This is a genomic window from Solibacillus cecembensis (assembly GCF_050272495.1).
GTDB classification, from domain to species: Bacteria; Bacillota; Bacilli; order Bacillales_A; family Planococcaceae; genus Solibacillus; species Solibacillus cecembensis.
In genome coordinates this window covers 52,158-68,318 of sequence record NZ_JBNNMF010000016.1, presented here as the reverse complement: position 1 = coordinate 68,318, position 16,161 = coordinate 52,158, and the positions used below count along the sequence as shown (strand labels likewise).

General features: G+C 37.7%; 14 protein-coding genes, 1 pseudogene and 1 riboswitch. Of the genes and pseudogenes, 13 read left to right on the top strand and 2 right to left on the bottom strand.

Going from position 1 to position 16,161, the window contains the following annotated elements:
- The first annotated feature begins 83 nt into the window (after positions 1-83).
- From ACQKIH_RS14730 to ACQKIH_RS14695, 8 genes and pseudogenes are all read left to right on the top strand, one after another.
- Positions 84-800: a response regulator transcription factor gene (locus ACQKIH_RS14730; RefSeq protein ID WP_057982166.1), complete on the top strand. Its 717-nt coding sequence runs from the start codon at positions 84-86 to the stop codon at positions 798-800.
- Positions 793-2,574, top strand: a complete 1,782-nt coding sequence (locus ACQKIH_RS14725; protein WP_057982168.1) for an ATP-binding protein — start codon at positions 793-795, stop codon at positions 2,572-2,574. Before ACQKIH_RS14730 ends, ACQKIH_RS14725 begins: the two co-directional genes overlap by 8 nt.
- A gap of 136 nt (positions 2,575-2,710) precedes the next feature.
- Positions 2,711-3,241: an RNA polymerase sigma factor SigX gene (locus ACQKIH_RS14720; RefSeq protein WP_057982170.1), complete on the top strand. Its 531-nt coding sequence runs from the start codon at positions 2,711-2,713 to the stop codon at positions 3,239-3,241.
- Positions 3,238-4,476 (top strand): hypothetical protein, encoded by a 1,239-nt coding sequence (locus ACQKIH_RS14715; protein WP_427767310.1) that lies wholly within the window; start codon positions 3,238-3,240, stop codon positions 4,474-4,476. The genes ACQKIH_RS14720 and ACQKIH_RS14715 overlap by 4 nt, the downstream gene beginning before the upstream one ends.
- 82 nt (positions 4,477-4,558) lie before the next feature.
- A riboswitch (FMN riboswitch) is annotated at positions 4,559-4,735 on the top strand.
- 258 nt (positions 4,736-4,993) lie between these two features.
- Positions 4,994-5,572, top strand: a complete 579-nt coding sequence (locus tag ACQKIH_RS14710) for an ECF transporter S component (RefSeq protein WP_427767308.1) — start codon at positions 4,994-4,996, stop codon at positions 5,570-5,572.
- 175 nt (positions 5,573-5,747) lie between these two features.
- Positions 5,748-7,091, top strand: coding sequence for a branched-chain amino acid transport system II carrier protein (gene brnQ / locus ACQKIH_RS14705; RefSeq protein WP_427767305.1), 1,344 nt, complete (start codon positions 5,748-5,750; stop codon positions 7,089-7,091).
- Positions 7,092-7,362: 271 nt separating this feature from the next.
- A complete protein-coding gene (locus ACQKIH_RS14700; RefSeq protein ID WP_427767303.1) occupies positions 7,363-8,241 on the top strand; it encodes a YitT family protein in 879 nt (292 codons plus the stop codon).
- A gap of 116 nt (positions 8,242-8,357) precedes the next feature.
- Positions 8,358-9,605, top strand: a pseudogene (locus ACQKIH_RS14695) (MFS transporter).
- 89 nt (positions 9,606-9,694) lie between these two features.
- Here the strand turns inward: ACQKIH_RS14695 and fabI are convergent.
- The gene (gene fabI / locus ACQKIH_RS14690; RefSeq protein WP_057982182.1) at positions 9,695-10,471 is read right to left on the bottom strand and encodes an enoyl-ACP reductase FabI; all 777 of its coding nucleotides are present in this window, start codon (positions 10,469-10,471) and stop codon (positions 9,695-9,697) included.
- 186 nt (positions 10,472-10,657) lie between these two features.
- The gene (locus ACQKIH_RS14685) at positions 10,658-10,906 is read right to left on the bottom strand and encodes a 4Fe-4S domain-containing protein (protein ID WP_057982184.1); all 249 of its coding nucleotides are present in this window, start codon (positions 10,904-10,906) and stop codon (positions 10,658-10,660) included.
- Between the two features lie 102 nt (positions 10,907-11,008).
- Between ACQKIH_RS14685 and ACQKIH_RS14680 the strand changes: the two genes are divergently transcribed.
- The 5 genes from ACQKIH_RS14680 to ACQKIH_RS14660 all read left to right on the top strand — a co-directional run bounded on the left by ACQKIH_RS14680 (position 11,009) and on the right by ACQKIH_RS14660 (position 16,157).
- Positions 11,009-12,046, top strand: a complete 1,038-nt coding sequence (locus tag ACQKIH_RS14680) for a YpbB family protein (RefSeq protein ID WP_427767301.1) — start codon at positions 11,009-11,011, stop codon at positions 12,044-12,046.
- Positions 12,046-13,491: a RecQ family ATP-dependent DNA helicase gene (locus ACQKIH_RS14675; RefSeq protein WP_427767299.1), complete on the top strand. Its 1,446-nt coding sequence runs from the start codon at positions 12,046-12,048 to the stop codon at positions 13,489-13,491. The genes ACQKIH_RS14680 and ACQKIH_RS14675 overlap by 1 nt, the downstream gene beginning before the upstream one ends.
- An 87-nt stretch (positions 13,492-13,578) precedes the next feature.
- Complete coding sequence (locus ACQKIH_RS14670; protein ID WP_427767296.1) at positions 13,579-14,265, top strand: LysM peptidoglycan-binding domain-containing protein; 687 nt, start codon at positions 13,579-13,581, stop codon at positions 14,263-14,265.
- An 83-nt stretch (positions 14,266-14,348) separates the two neighbouring features.
- Complete coding sequence (locus ACQKIH_RS14665; protein ID WP_427767294.1) at positions 14,349-15,110, top strand: metallophosphoesterase; 762 nt, start codon at positions 14,349-14,351, stop codon at positions 15,108-15,110.
- 81 nt (positions 15,111-15,191) lie between these two features.
- Positions 15,192-16,157 (top strand): YpdA family putative bacillithiol disulfide reductase, encoded by a 966-nt coding sequence (locus tag ACQKIH_RS14660; protein WP_427767292.1) that lies wholly within the window; start codon positions 15,192-15,194, stop codon positions 16,155-16,157.
- Positions 16,158-16,161: the final 4 nt, after the last annotated feature.

Sequence of the window (16,161 nt, the reverse complement as noted above, 5' to 3'; positions counted from 1 at the left end):
TACTGGTAGAACTTCTCTTTTCAATTGTAGTTCTAAAAGGTACAATAGAGAAGAGAAATAGAGTTTTGAAAGGGGTAACACCAGTGTCTGAAAATATTTCTGTATTAATTGTAGATGACGAGGACCGCATTCGTCGCTTATTAAAAATGTATCTAGAGCGTGAAGGCTACTTTGTAGATGAAGCTGAAAATGGTGAACAAGCGATTGAAATGGCATTTGAAAAAGACTATCACTGTATTTTATTAGATATTATGATGCCTGAAAAAGATGGTTTAGAAGTTTGTGCAGAAATACGTGAAAAGAAAACAACACCAATTATTTTATTAACAGCAAAAGGTGAGGAAGCGAACCGTGTACAAGGTTTTGAATTAGGCGCGGATGATTACATCGTGAAGCCATTTAGCCCGCGTGAGGTTGTATTACGTGTGAAAGCGATTTTACGTCGCTCAGTAGTCTTTTCACCAGTAACGAATACCACTACCTCAAAGGATTTAGTTGTGTTCCCACACTTAACAATCGATCATGATGCACACCGCGTAACGGCAGATGGAACAGAAGTGAATTTAACACCAAAAGAATATGAATTATTATATTTCTTAGCAAAATCACCGGATAAAGTGTTTGACCGTGAGCAATTATTAAAAGAAGTATGGCATTATGATTTCTTTGGTGACTTACGTACAGTTGATACGCATGTTAAGCGCTTACGTGAAAAATTAAACCGAGTTTCTGAAAGTGCTGCAAAAATGATTGTAACAGTTTGGGGCGTCGGTTATAAATTTGAGATAGTTAATGAATAGAATATGGAATAGTATTGTCGGGAAGCTATGGGTAACCATTTTGCTTCTCGTTTCATTTGTCCTTTTTATATTCACGATTTTTATGCTGGAGTTTCTAAAAAATTATCATAAAGAGCAGTCAGAGCAATCTTTACGTCAAACTGCAGCGGCAATTGCCAGTATTGTAGACGATGAAGATTTAGATGGAAGAAAGCTATCAGTTATTTCGGAGCTTACGACGAATACGACAAGTGTGTTAGTTGCCCAAAATCCAAATGAAGTTGTCTATGCCAAGCAAGAAGGCGTCAATCAACAGCAAATCCAACAAGAGATCATCTCCAGTAAAGCATTTAAGGAAGTTTATAAAATGACGGAGCCGATTGTAAAGGAATTGCTCCTCCCTTCTAATACAGAAGAAGGTAAAAAACGCTCCTATATGGTCCTTGGATTCCCGTTAAAAGGGAATGGTGAGCTTCACGGGGCGATTTTCATTTATAAAAATCCAGATGCAGTAGATCAAACGAGTGAAGATACGACAACCATTATATTTTTAGCAGCAGCGATTGCCTTTATATTAACGACAATTTTTGCCTTTTTCCTATCATCTCGAATTACGTACCCATTAAGAAAAATGCGTGAACATGCATTTGAACTTTCTAAAGGACGCTTTGACTCGAAACTTGATACGAAACAAAATGATGAAATCGGGCAGCTTGCTGTTGCCTTTAATCAAATGGGACGACAATTAAAGCACCATTTAGAAGTAATCAACCAAGAAAAAGAACAATTGTCGAGCATATTAACTTCGATGACAGATGCGGTGATTACATTTAATCGGGATCAAACTATCTTAGTGAGCAACCCACCAGCGGAACGGTTATTACAAAAATGGTTTGTGACGAAAGGGCTTGAAAGTGCTCGACCAATCCCTGAGGAACTGTATCATATGTTAGATCATGTGTTAAACTTCGAGGATGAATTGGATGAAGAATTAGAGCTTGGAAAATCCTATTACAGCATTACTTTTAGCCCGTTATATAGTGGAAATGCCGTTCGCGGTGCAGTTGCGGTTATTCGTGATAAAACCGAGGAAACGAAATTAGAGAAATTAAAATCAGATTTCATTGCCAATGTATCACATGAATTACGCACGCCAATTGCGATGCTACAAGGCTATTCAGAAGCGATTATCGATGGGGTTGTGACATCAGAGGAAGAGCAACAAGAGATGATTCGTGTCATTTACGATGAATCACAAAGAATGGGCCGTCTCGTAACGGATTTACTCGATTTAGCACGCATGGAATCGGGGCATATGACTTTATACAAAGAAACGGTGCCATTAGTGTCTGTTATTGAACGGATGACGCATAAATTTGGACAAGTTGCAAAAGAACATCAAATTCGTTTACAGTTTGAATCAGAATTTACGCCAGAAATGACAATTCGTATTGATGAAGATCGTATTGAACAAGTATTAACGAATTTAATTGATAATGCGATTCGACATACTCCGGCAAATGGTTCTGTTACCGTTTCAATTTTAAGGGAGAATACTTTTGCGAAAATTCAAGTGAGTGATACAGGGCAAGGTATACCTCAAGAAGATCTACCTTATGTATTTGAACGTTTCTACAAAGCAGATAAAGCGAGAACACGTTCAAAAGGGGGAACAGGTTTAGGGTTAGCTATCACACGCAATATTATCGAGGCACATAAAGGAAATATTACAGTCGACAGTGGCGGCGAACAGCAAGGCACGACATTTACATTCTATTTACCACTACCTGAATAAAGCAATACCGATAAATAATTAACTACGAAGGGTGTGACTATTATTTTTTATAGCACACCTTTTTGACTATGGATAAAAGTACCATGCAACTTTTTGCGTTTAGAAACGACAAATTAATAGAACGGAGGTGGAATGGGTGCAAGAGTCCATTTTCCATCGATTATACGATACTTATCATCAAGACGTTTTTAACTTTTTAACCTACTTAGTTAAAAACCGTACGATTGCGGAGGATCTTTCCCATGAAGTATATGTGCGGGTCCTCAAATCGTATGAACGTTTTGAAGGGAAAAGTAGTGAAAAGACGTGGCTATTTTCAATCGCGAAAAATGTCGCAATTGATTATTTCCGTAAAAAACAAATTCGAGATCGTCATTCTTTCACAACTTTTGATTGGGAAACCGAGCAACTTGTTTCTCCCATGCCAACACCCGAGCAATTTACAGAATTAAGTGATCAAATGCGCCAACTACTGGAAGCGTTAGAGGCTTGCACAGGGGATCAAAAGATGGTCATCATCATGCGCTATATGCAGGAATTAACGATTCAAGAAACGGCAGAAATATTAGGCTGGACAGAGGGGAAAGTAAAGACGACACAGCATAGGGCATTAAAAAAACTACGAGAAATCTTACAAAAATTAGACGGAGAGGGGGCAAATGCATGAAGAAAAAACCGTTTTGGGATGAAGATCAAATCGAGCAGTTATTAGAAAAGGCACCAAAAATTAAAGATGAACGATCAAAAGATGAAGTATTACAACGGCTAAAAGAAAGTATAGTCTTTGATTCTCATACGGAACAACAGCCTGTGATTGTTAAGAAAAAGATGAGCTGGAAGCCTTTAATTGCATCGATTGCCTCACTTTTTGTTCTTGTTTTTATAGCTTCTACTTTTATGGGGAATGCCCCTGAAATAGCTCTGCCATTAGATGCAGAGGATGCTCAATTGGAAGATACGTCATCACATGAGCCAGCTACAACTAGAATGATGGAAAGTCATTCAATGGAGATGGAAAATAATGACCTATCACCAAAATTGATGGCCATGCCGAATCATACGGTCGTTAATGAGCAACAACTAGAAGGATTCACATTATTTACGATAGGATTAGTAGGCGATGATGCAGAAAGCGTACCGGTTAGTTTTTTAATTCCCACTGAAATTGTGGAGCGTCAATTAGGTACAAAAACACCGACAAAATTACAGCTGTATCAGGAGTTTGCACCGTTCATTGAGGAGCAGTCTTTAGGCTTTAAAGAGTATCATCCCTTTAAAGGTAACTTTACAGAAAAAGGCGATAATTTAGTGCATCAGCTGCCAGAGGACCATATGTATGATGCTGGTTCAGCCGCGCTGTCAAATTATAAAGGCGCATTAATTGATACGTTCGGTGAGAGTTATGATCAAGTGTTGCTGACAAATGAAGAGGGGACACAAATAACGCTCAGTTACATGGGGGAAGTTAGTGAACCGATTGAATTAACAGGAAAAAAGACGAATTATAATTATTTTAGTTATCAAATGCGTGATGGTTCAACCTATTTAAGTCCGAATTTCCGAATGAGTTTTAGCGATGTAAAGGATGCATTATTAAATATGACGACCGAAGCCAATGATATTTATCACACCGCTATTTTGCCGGATGTTTCCTTTCAAGTAAAAGTAAAGAGAAAAACGGTAACGGTTACTTTTGATGAGCTATTGGATTTAGACAAATATGATTCGGTTCAAGCGATGCGTATGATTGAAGGGATTCTTTTAACGGCAGCTAGCTTTAATAAAGAAGTGAAATTTGAACAAATCAAGCAACAAGATTGGGGCGGCTTTCATTTTTCAAAACCGTTACCTAAGCCAGTTGCTCCAAATTTAATTGTCTATGATTTTAGTACAATTGAATAATGTGAAAAAAAGAATTGTAAGCAGATGGCTTTACAATTCTTTTTTTTATCTTATAATGAAGGTGTAACAAAATTTAATATTGATTCATCTTCGGGGCAGGGTGTAATTCCCGACCGGCGGTAATATAAAGTTGTAGCCTTTGACCATTTACTTGGAGGACGCTACATAAACTTTTCGAGCCCGCGAGCCACGTTTTTTGTGTGCAGGATTTGGTGCGATTCCAAAGCCGACAGTATAGTCTGGATGGGAGAAGATGGAGGTACGGTCGTCATTTCATGAAAATGCCGTGTTTTTAGTAACCACAATTTTGTTTTTCTAGTAATTAGAAAGACTCTCTTTCTTATACAAAGAAATAGGATTAGGTTACGTTACGTTTTAAAAAACATGGAATAGACCTTTATTTAAGTGTGCCTATTCTCCCTTATGCTTCTTTATTAGCATAAGGGTTTTTTCATGGAATGATTTTGATTCGTCCTTTCTTCTTGCAGAATGAATCAGCAATGAGGAGAGATTTTTTATGCGCAAGAAAAGTTTAAAGTTACGTTCATTCGTAACAATCGGTATGTTGAGTAGTATTTCGTTTGTTTTGATGTTACTTAACTTCCCATTACCATGGTTCCCAGTATTTTTACAAATTGACTTTAGTGATATCCCTGCATTAATTGCAGCGATTACAATGGGACCAGTAGCAGGTATTTTAGTAGAGTTGATGAAGAACGTGTTAGATTGGATTTTTACTGGCGCACCAGAAGGTATTCCGGTAGGACATATCGCCAACTTTGTAACAGGTATTTCGTTTGTCATCCCAGCTTATTACATTTATAAAAAGTTCCCATCAGTAAAAGGGCTTATTGGGGGATTAGTAATAAGCACATTCATTATGTCATTAGGTATGGCTGTCTTAAATTACTTTGCGTTTTTACCAATGTATACGTATTTATTAGGAATGCCTGAATTTAATATGTACGAAACGATTATTTTAGGTATTTTACCGTTTAATATAGTAAAAGGAATTATACTATTAGTTATTGCGACGATGGTCTATCGCACGATGCGTGTGTGGATCGAAAATCAGCGCGCACAGTTTTTAGCATAATTTTGTATAAGTCAGCATGCCAGTAATAGGGGTGCTGGCTTTTACTTTTTAAATATAATAAAAATAGAGTGTTGTAATCAAGCGATGAGACTGGTATCATATTGTACATTGTTGCGAAAAATCAATTTATTTTGAGAATAGCAATTATCAATCGAACATCATAGGAGAGACATCAATGGATAAAAAAGTACCCTTTTCAACATACGCTGTCATTGGAACGATGTTATTTGGCATGTTTTTTGGTGCAGGTAACTTAATTTTCCCTATTCAAATGGGACAGCTTGCAGGCACAAATTTTTGGCCAGCACTTATTGGATTTTTAGTAACAGCGATCGGTTTACCATTCTTAGGTATTTTGGCGATTGGACTTTCGGGAAGTAACGGTTTGAAGGACTTAGCGAGTCGCGTGCATCCGGTTTTTGGCGTGTTATTCGCACTTGCACTGTATTTAACAATTGGTCCGTTTTTTGCGATTCCTCGTACTGCAACGGTACCGTTTGTAGTTGGGTTTGAGCCGTTTATAGCACCTGATCAAATTAAGCTATGGCTAGCAGTCTTTAGCTTCGTCTTTTTTGCTATCGTATTTTACTTTTCATTAAATCCAGCAAAAGTAATGGATTACATAGGAAAATATTTAACACCTGCATTTTTAGTGTTTTTATTTGTACTCATTGCTATTAGCATTTTCTCTCCGATGGGCAGTTTCCATGCGCCAACGAGTAGCTATGTCAATGAAGCGTTTATGACAGGTTTCAAAGAGGGCTATAATACGATGGATGCCCTTGCTTCATTAGCATTTGGGATTATCGTTATTCATGCAATTAAGCGTACGGGTATTACCGATAAAAAGGAAATCGCAAAAGCAACTTGGAAATCAGGTATTTTTGCAATGGCGCTCATGATGTTAATTTACGGATTAATTACGTTTATGGGTGCGTCAAGTATTGAAGCAATCGGCCAATTTGATAATGGCGGCCAAATTTTTGCGGCTGTTGCGGAGCATTACTTTGGAGCATATGGCGCCATTTTATTAGCCATTATTATCGTTTTAGCTTGTTTAAAAACGAGTATTGGGTTGATCACGTCATGTAGTGAATTTTTCCATGAAGTATTCCCGAAAATTAGCTATAAATCATTTGTAGTTGCGCTATGCTTAGTTTCATTTACAATCGCGAACTTCGGTTTAACGAACATTATTACATTCGCAGTACCTGTGCTTATGTTCTTATACCCACTAGCGATTGTTCTTATTTTACTGGCGTTAGCTTCACCGCTCTTTAAAAACAAACAAACGGTCTATGCTGCAGCTATTTTATTGACGTTCTTTATTAGTATTATTGACGGCTATAACGCACTTGTCGCAAATGTAGCTTCATTTGAAGTGAACTTTTTAACGGCAATATCTACTTTTTATGCGGAAGTGTTGCCATTCTATTCAATTGGACTTGGGTGGATTGTACCTGCATTAATCGGTGTAGTCATTGGATTAATCATTCCTAATAAAGTAGTGAAAGCTTAGTGTAATTCTTGGTCAATATAAGATAAATAAAAAGTGACATTACGAGTCGTTCGTGATGTCATTTTTCTGTTTTCTGCAATAAAATTAAAAATAAACTACTTTTTTCAAAAAAAATAGCATTTATCGTTTTCAAATGAATGAAAAATAAGGAATAATAGTAGATAGAGATGTATCATTATTGATTTTCAAACTGTGGATGTTCGTATACACAGAGATTGGATCAAATACAGTGAGACGTATTTGCTATTTAAGTTAAAGGAGAGGTGTTTGAATGCCAAAGCAACACATTAGTAAAAAGAGTAGGGCGCTCAATCTTACTCGCCGTATTGTCATGATAGCCATAGGTGCATTTATGACCGCCTATGCATTAGATGCAATATTAATACCGAATGCAGTAATTGATGGTGGTGTTACGGGTGTAAGTATTATGGGGAATTATTTATTTGGGGTTCCGCTAGGAGTGCTATTATTCGTATTAAACATTCCATTTGTTTATTTAGGTTACAAGCAAGTCGGAAAAACGTTTGCTATATTGAGTATGATAGGAATTGCATTGCTTTCCATTTCGACGACGTTACTTCATGAAATGGACCCGATTTTAAGCTCTAATGATCCTCTGTTAATCGTGTTATCAGGTGGTGTCATGCTTGGTGCCGGAATAGGTATCGTACTGCGTAACGGTGGTGCACTGGATGGTTCGGAAGTGTTAGCCGTACTGATATCACGCAAGGTTCCATTTTCTGTTGGAGATATCATATTATTTATTAATGTCTTTATTTTCACTGGAGCGGGCTTTATTTATGGTCTGGAAGGTGCTTTATACTCAGCGACGACTTACTACATTGCAAAAGTGGTCATTGATGTAGTGCAAGATGGTTTAGAAAAATCTAAATCTGTTAAAGTTGTTAGCAAATATTCCGAAGAAATTGGTTCGACAATTCAAGACCGTTTAGGACGCGGCGTTACGTATTCTGAAGGGCGTGGTGGATTTTCAAATGAAGTGATGGATATTGTGACGTGTGTTATAACAAGAATGGAAGAAAATAAAATTATTACGATTATTAAAGAAGTTGATCCAAATGCCTTTGTTGTGATTACAGATGTAGCAGAAGTGCGTGGCGGCAGCTTTAAAAAGCGCAACATCCACTAAAAAAATTACTTAATCAATATGTTCTTTAACATACTGGTTAAGTGATTTTTTTTCGGCTAAAATAATGTAAGTTATTGATTGACAAGGAATTAAGGGAATTTGGAGGTGGTTGATTTATGGTAGACCAAGGTACGATACAAAATGAAAAATGGAAGAGGGATACTACACTTTTTTTGAGTAGCCAAACGATATCTTTATTTGGCTCGTCGCTCGTGCAGTATGCGATGATGTGGTATATTACATTGTCTACGCAATCTGGGATGATGATGACGATTTATATTATTTGTGGGTTTATTCCGACGTTTTTACTGTCACCAGTAGCGGGGGTTTGGGCGGATCGCTTTAATCGGAAAAAGTTAATTATTATTGCAGATGGTATGATTGCATTTGCTACGTTAATTTTAGCGATTGTTTTTATGCTTGGTTATGATTCCATTTGGCTATTATTCGTCATGGCGGCGATTCGAGCAGTTGGAGCGGGCATTCAAACGCCTGCTGTCGGTGCGATATTGCCGCAAATTGTACCAGAACAGCATTTGATGCGTGTGAATGGAATTAACGGTACGATTCAAGCGGTTATTATGTTTGTGTCGCCAATGGTCAGTGCTGCACTATTGTCGTTAACTACGATGAAAGCGATATTCTTTATTGATGTTATTACGGCTGTAATCGCGATTACGGTACTTATAACATTACTAAAAATACCGTTACATGCAAAAGCAGCGCAACAGCAAGAAGTAAGTTATTTAGGTGATTTCAAATTAGGCATCCAATATATTAAACAACATGATTTTTTGAAAAGCTTTTTTGTATTTTTTGCAGCGCTTTTTGTTTTAATGGCTCCAGTGGCATTTTTAACTCCATTACAAGTAGCGAGAAGCTTTGGGGATGATATTTGGCGACTTACAGCGGTTGAGATTACCTTTTCAGTTGGAATGATGATTGGTGGTATTCTCATTGCTACATGGGGTGGGTTCCGAAATAGAGTGTATACGATGATGTTTGCAGGTATTGTCATGGCAACTTGTACAATTTTGTTAGGTGTCCTTCCAATTTTTTCACTATATTTATTCGTGATGGCACTATTTGGTCTAGCGATGCCGATTTTTAATACACCGACGATGACAATCATCCAAGAAAAAGTAGATACGGATTATTTAGGTTGAATATTCGGGGTGTTTGGAATGATCTCTACGTCTATGATGCCACTAGGAATGTTGATATTCGGGCCTTTAGCAGATATTATTTCGGTTGAAATATTATTAATTGGGACTGGGATACTCATGTTGATTGTGACATTACTTATTAATAGGAGTAAGTCATTAATTCAAGCGGGGGAGCCTATTCCCAAAAAATTAGAATAAGGTCGTTACCTAACGCAAAAGAGCATTTTGATTAATAATCAAAATGCTCTTTTTTGAATTTTTATTGTAACGAGGACTTGCTAAAAAAATCAGCCCATAATATTGTAGCCGCAATCGATATAAATCGTTTCTCCTGTCACACCTCTTGAAAGGTGACTTAGCATAACCATTGTCATATCTGCAACTTCTGCTTGATTCGTATTGCGTTTTAATGGTGCAGTTTCTTCAATTTTGTGCAAAATTTGATTGAAACTTGGCACACCTTTTGCGGCTAATGTACGAATAGCTCCAGCTGAAATCGCGTTGACACGGATATTTTCAGCACCTAAATCAGCTGCTAAATAACGCATCGATGCTTCTAATGCAGCTTTTGCCACACCCATCACATTATAGCCATCAAGCACTCGCTCTGCGCCTAAATAAGACATTGTGACAATCGAGCCACCTTCTGTCATAAATGGCTTGGCAGCTTTACTGACAGCGATTAGAGAGTATGCGCTCGTATCTTGTGCAAAAGCGTAGCCATCACGCGTCGTTTCTACAAATCGATTTTTCAAATCTTCAGCATGTGCGAAAGCGACAGAGTGCACGATGCCATGAATAACTTGGAACTGTTCACCAATTTGTTGGAATGCTGTTGCGATACTTTCATCACTGTTAACATCACATTCAACGATGGCTACATTTTGTCGGTCTAATTTTTCGAGCATTTTTTCGATTTTACCTTTCGAACGCTCTTTTCTATATGTGAAAATGACATTTGCCCCAACTTCGAATAACTGCTGTGCAATTCCCCATGCAATACTGCGCTCATTGGCAACACCCATTACGACGATATTTTTGCCTTGTAATTGTAATAAATCCATTTTAACACCCCTATAAATAATTAGTTGTCATTAGTACCTGCTACTAATAATAACTATAACATCCGGAAATTTGTATCGCAATAGGGAGTTAGGGAAATTTATTTTCGTATCGGGAATTGACCTCAATTAAAAAAGACATCTCCTTGCACGGTTTAGCGCAAAGGGATGTCTTTTTTTTATAAACGATTATTCGAATTTTAAAGAATCGCCGTCGAACTTTTCATCTGCAACCTTGATTGAATCAGTAGGGCAGCCTTCGAAAGCATCTTGCATATCTTCTAATAGATCTTCTGGAACTTCAGTAGTCCCCATGTTATCATCTAAAATAACGAAAGCAATTCCTTCATCATCATAATCATAAATATCTGGTGCAGCAGCGCCACAAGCGCCACAAGCGATACATGTATCTGCATCCACGATTGTATATTTTGGCATTGTTATCTCTCCTTTTTCCGTTCGCTTCCATTAAGCTCTTTTTTATTCTAATTGTGTTTCAATTACTTTTCAACCTAATACTACGAAAATGAGGGATTTGATATGCTAATTCAACAAATTCTTTTAAAAATTTTTACTTCATTTCAAAATGAACGTACTTTATCTGCAGCTTTTCATTTGCTGAAAGGGAAGCGTTCAGGACAGACGATTCAAGATGTCGGATTGTTTCAATTACATCCATTCTTTGGACTTCTGCCAAAACTTACGAGAGGGCAATTTGATGAGCAAGTGGATTTATTATTTGCAAAAAATTATATCCTGATTGAAGAGAATGGCTACTATCATATGACAGAGATTGGTATAAAGCAGGCGAGTGAAGCATTATTGTTTCATTTTGACGGGTGGCATTATCGTGGCAATGAGCATGTCTTTTTTGCACGGGTATCTTTAGCTCTCCAAAGTTTATCGCATCAAGCAGCCGGGGTGAAATCATTTATTGCCGTCGAAAAAGATGAAGACGTACAAAGCAAGGTGCGCGAATTTTTAGTGGGAAATCAATTTCAACAGCAAACTTTACAAATGAAAATTTATTTAGAAATGGAACAAAGCTTGGAAAAAATTCAAGTAAATGAGCAAGTGAAGACAATTATTGTCTACCGTTTGTCAGGTTTTCAGGAACCTGGGTTGACATGGCAGCAAATGGCTTTTGGCTTTCATATGCAAGAGATGGATATTCGATTAATGTATTGCAGTGGTCTTCATCAATGGCTAAATGAAATTTTAGGTGATGCGCAAAAGTATCCTTATTTATATCAACTCGCACAGGGAATTCGCGTCGACCTTATGCTCACAAGTTCAGCAAATGAAACGGCGAAATTGTATAAAAAAGGGCATTCCTTGGAGCAAATTAGCTCGATACGCAGGTTGAAGCTAAATACAATTGAAGATCATATTGTTGAACTTGCGATGAATGACGTGAAATTTGATAGTAAACCGTTTCTGACCTCAGAGGATCAACAACTGATCATCAACGCGTCAGAAGATTATCAAACAAAAAAGTTAAAAACTTTAAAGGAAATTATTCCGCATGTGAGTTATTTTCAGCTACGTTTAGCATTGGCAAAGGGGGCACATTATTAATGCAATTGGAATCGTATTTACACCAATATTTTGGCTATGAAACATTTCGTCCGGGACAAAAGGAAGTGCTGGAACAATTGATTGCAGGTCAGGATGTCATTGCCTTATTGCCTACTGGAATGGGGAAATCCCTTTGTTATCAACTACCTGGTTATATATTTGACAAGCCTGTATTAATTATTTCGCCGTTATTATCTTTAATGCAAGATCAAGTAGATCAATTAAAACAAATGGGTGAGAAGCGTGTCATTGCACTGAATTCTTTTTTAACACCTGCCCAAAAAAACTATGCTTTACATTTTTTGCATGAGTATCGCTTTATTTTTATTTCACCGGAAATGCTGTTGCAGCCGCAAGTAAAAGCGCGATTAGCAAGCCTAGAGCTGTCATTAATCGTCGCGGATGAAGCGCATTGTATTTCACAGTGGGGCTATGATTTTCGTCCTGATTATTTACGCATTGGTGAAGTCATTCAAGTGACAAATCGCCCACCGGTCCTTGCATTATCTGCAACAGCAACAACGAAAGTATTGCGCGATATTGAACATTATTTAGAAATGGAAAGTCCGTTTATTTATGTGCATTCTGTCGATCGTCCGAATATTCACCTCGTAAAAAAGCCATTTGCATTGAAAGAAGATAAATTGACTTGGATTTTAGAGCATGTTGAAAAAACAGCTGGACCTGGAATTATTTATACGCAGTCAAGGGCAAAAACAGAAAGTATTAGTGCGCAGTTATTGCAGCGTGGCATTGCAGCGGCGGCTTATCATGCAGGGAAAGAGATGCAGGATCGTCAGTTTATTCAACATCAATTTTTATCAGGGCATTTGGACTGGATTGTAGCAACAAATGCTTTTGGCATGGGGATACATAAAAATAATGTGCGGCAAATTATTCATGAATCGATGCCGTCAACCGTTGCGAATTATATGCAAGAAATTGGACGTGCTGGTCGTGATGGCGAAGATGCCGTTGCTTTTTTATTATTTTGTGAAGGCGATGAGCAGTATGCAAAGTTTATCGTATCGGAAGACTTGCCAAAGGAATTTCATGTGGATCGCTATGCGCAATATAGGGCGAATGGGGAGCAACCTAACGTTATGTTATCCAATGGTGAAATTTCAGAGGTCGCGTTTCGAGTTGTGCATTATTGGATGGAACGCGAAACGGTGGACCAACTAAAAGAAAGACTTGGCAATATGCAAATGGCAAAATTTGAAGAAGTGATGGCGATGTTGAAAATTGTCGAAACAACATCCTGTATGCGGGAACTTTTAATCGACTATTTTGGTCAACAAGTAGAGGACAAGCGTGAAAACTGTTGTAGTAATTGTGGCGTGGACCTTTCAGTGTTATTACAAGAGCGTGTGGAGCCGAAAAATCAAAATCCAATGACCGATTGGAAAGGCCGATTGCAACAGATTTTACTGCGTAATTTGTAAACTGTTGATGAACCGTTTACTTTATAGTAAAATTTCGTCATAATATGATTATTAGGCGTAATTGATAAGAGTTGGAGGATTGCAACTATGACAAAGGAAGATTACCGAGAAAAGGTAGAAGAACATCGTCAAGAAATCGATTTACATAATGAGACAACAACCGGAGTATCGCGTGTAAAACGAAATCGAAACACAAATACAAAAAAACAAAAAAATCCAATCATGACGGCACTCGTTGTCATCTTTATTTTGTTCCCATTAAGTATTTTAGGGTATGTTTGGTTATTTTACGAGCCAGAAGTTAAGGCGACGGATGGTAAAAATGTCGGTCAAGATGATACACACCAAGTCGTGATTGAAAAACAGGACCCAGATAAAACAGCTATTCCTGATGAAGACGAGTCAGAAGAAAAAGACGAAGCTAAAAATCAAGAACAGGCGGCTTTAGCAAAATCTGAACAAGAAAAGCAACGTTTAATCGCGGAAGAAGCAAAAAAAGCAGAACAAAAAAATTCTGCTGATGATAAGGCCGCAGAAGAAGCGAAAAAAGTTGCAGCACAAAGAGCGAAAGAACAAGAAGAAAAGAAAAAAGCAGAGCAACAAGCAAATGCACAAGGTTCAACACATACAGTTAGTCCTACAGACAATTTATACCAAATTGCGATTAAATATTATGGGGATGGAAGTCCAGCCAATATTGAAAAAATAATAAAAGCAAATAATTTACCAAATGACAATATTTTTTCAGGACAAAAATTGATTATTGTACCATAAGGTCGAGTATTTTGTATAATAACTATAGAAAAGACGAATCCGAACAAGGCATCGTCTTTTTCTTTTGAATTGGGGGAACGTATATGACCATTATTGCAACAATGATTGCTCTGTGTGTAGGTGTTTTATTGTATATGTTCAAACAAGCAAATGAAAACAATGTACGACTACATACAATCCGTACTGCTGGGAAGGACGAAACGATTCGTCTATTTTTTATTTCAGATACACATGCACGAAAAATTAATGAACAAATGATTGCGTCGATTACCGAGCCGGTAGATTGTGTTGTAATTGGTGGTGATTTTGTGGATAGAAGAACATCTAAACACGTCATGCACGAAAATATTCGCCTTTTGAAAACATTGGGGCCTGTGTATTTCGTGTGGGGAAATAATGACCGAGAGCAAGGGGAAAACGAACTGCGTCAATTATTTAAAAAGCATGAAATCGTCATTATTGAAAATGAATCAATAATCATCGAAAGTAAAAATAATGTAAAGATAAGTGCGGTCGATTTTCAGTTTGCATCAAGAGGTGTTGAGCGAGCAATTCAAAATTGTGACGAGCAAATGACGATTTTCATTGCGCATAATCCCCAAGTGTTCCCAAAAATCCATTCGGAATTTAAGCCGTTACTAAGCATTGGGGCACATTTACACGGTGGTCAAATTCGCTTAGGCAATTTCGGCATACAACCACATGGCTATTTTGCGGAAAAGAAAGGGCATTATGAGTTGGTAAGCAATGGCTACGGGACGACATTAGTGCCACTGCGGCTTGGGGCAAAACCAGAATGTCACCTGATCGAGATTAAATTTAATCCGAATACAATCAAATTATGACAATTCACAGTATGATGGGAATGGCTTTTCGATCTTCTATACATGTAGAAGCCTCCCAAATAGATTGAAGGAGATGTTTTTATGCAAAAGGTAGATGCAATCATTGTTGGTGGTGGACCATGTGGCTTATCGGCAGCGATTGAACTACAAACAATTGGTTTATCCCCGATTGTTATTGAAAAAGGAAATGTTGTGAATGCTATTTACAATTATCCGACACACCAAACTTTTTTTAGCACGAGTGAAAAATTAGCGATTGGTGATGTGCCGTTTATTATTGAAGAACGTAAACCGAAGCGCAATCAAGCGTTAGTATATTATCGTGAAGTGGTCAAAGCAAAAAAAATTCAAGTGAATCGTTTTGAAAAAGTGCACACTGTTGAGAAATTCGATAAGCATTTTATTGTTCAAACAGATCAAGCAACGTATGAAACTCCATATGTCATCATCGCTACAGGCTATTACGATCACCCTAATTATTTGAACATTCCAGGTGAGAATTTGCCGAAAGTACATCATTATTTTAAAGAGGCACATCCTTTTTTTGATACCAATGTGCTCATTATTGGCGGTAAAAACTCTGCCATTGATGCTGCGCTTGAATTGAATAAAGCCGGAGCACATGTAACGGTTGTTTACCGTGGGAGCGACTATTCGCCAAGCATTAAGCCATGGGTGCTACCAGAGTTTTTAGGGCTTGTGCGAGAAGGGGAAATAACGATTCATTTTAATGCAACGGTGAAGGAAATTCAGGATAAACAGGCTGTCATTATCGTTAACGGGGAAGTGCAAACGATTGCAAATGATGTTGTATTTGCGATGACTGGCTATCACCCCGATCATGACTTTCTGCGTGCCATGCATGTCAAAATCGATGACGAATCAGGCAGACCACATTTTGATGAAGTAACGATGGAAACGAATATAGAAAATTTATTTATAGCGGGCGTCATTGCTGCTGGAAATAATGCAAATGAAATATTTATTGAAAATGGTCGCTTTCATGGCGGTCAAATCGCACAAAAAATTGCAAGTGAGAGAAAATAAGAGG

Coding starts and splice junctions, on each gene's coding strand:
- ACQKIH_RS14725 (WP_057982168.1), top strand. CDS start 793: ATGAATAGAATATGGAATAGTATTGTCGGGAAGCTATGGGTAACCATT.
- ACQKIH_RS14715 (WP_427767310.1), top strand. CDS start 3,238: ATGAAGAAAAAACCGTTTTGGGATGAAGATCAAATCGAGCAGTTATTA.
- ACQKIH_RS14710 (WP_427767308.1), top strand. CDS start 4,994: ATGCGCAAGAAAAGTTTAAAGTTACGTTCATTCGTAACAATCGGTATG.
- brnQ (WP_427767305.1), top strand. CDS start 5,748: ATGGATAAAAAAGTACCCTTTTCAACATACGCTGTCATTGGAACGATG.
- ACQKIH_RS14700 (WP_427767303.1), top strand. CDS start 7,363: ATGCCAAAGCAACACATTAGTAAAAAGAGTAGGGCGCTCAATCTTACT.
- fabI (WP_057982182.1), bottom strand. CDS start 10,471: ATGGATTTATTACAATTACAAGGCAAAAATATCGTCGTAATGGGTGTT.
- ACQKIH_RS14685 (WP_057982184.1), bottom strand. CDS start 10,906: ATGCCAAAATATACAATCGTGGATGCAGATACATGTATCGCTTGTGGC.
- ACQKIH_RS14680 (WP_427767301.1), top strand. CDS start 11,009: ATGCTAATTCAACAAATTCTTTTAAAAATTTTTACTTCATTTCAAAAT.
- ACQKIH_RS14675 (WP_427767299.1), top strand. CDS start 12,046: ATGCAATTGGAATCGTATTTACACCAATATTTTGGCTATGAAACATTT.
- ACQKIH_RS14670 (WP_427767296.1), top strand. CDS start 13,579: ATGACAAAGGAAGATTACCGAGAAAAGGTAGAAGAACATCGTCAAGAA.
- ACQKIH_RS14665 (WP_427767294.1), top strand. CDS start 14,349: ATGACCATTATTGCAACAATGATTGCTCTGTGTGTAGGTGTTTTATTG.
- ACQKIH_RS14660 (WP_427767292.1), top strand. CDS start 15,192: ATGCAAAAGGTAGATGCAATCATTGTTGGTGGTGGACCATGTGGCTTA.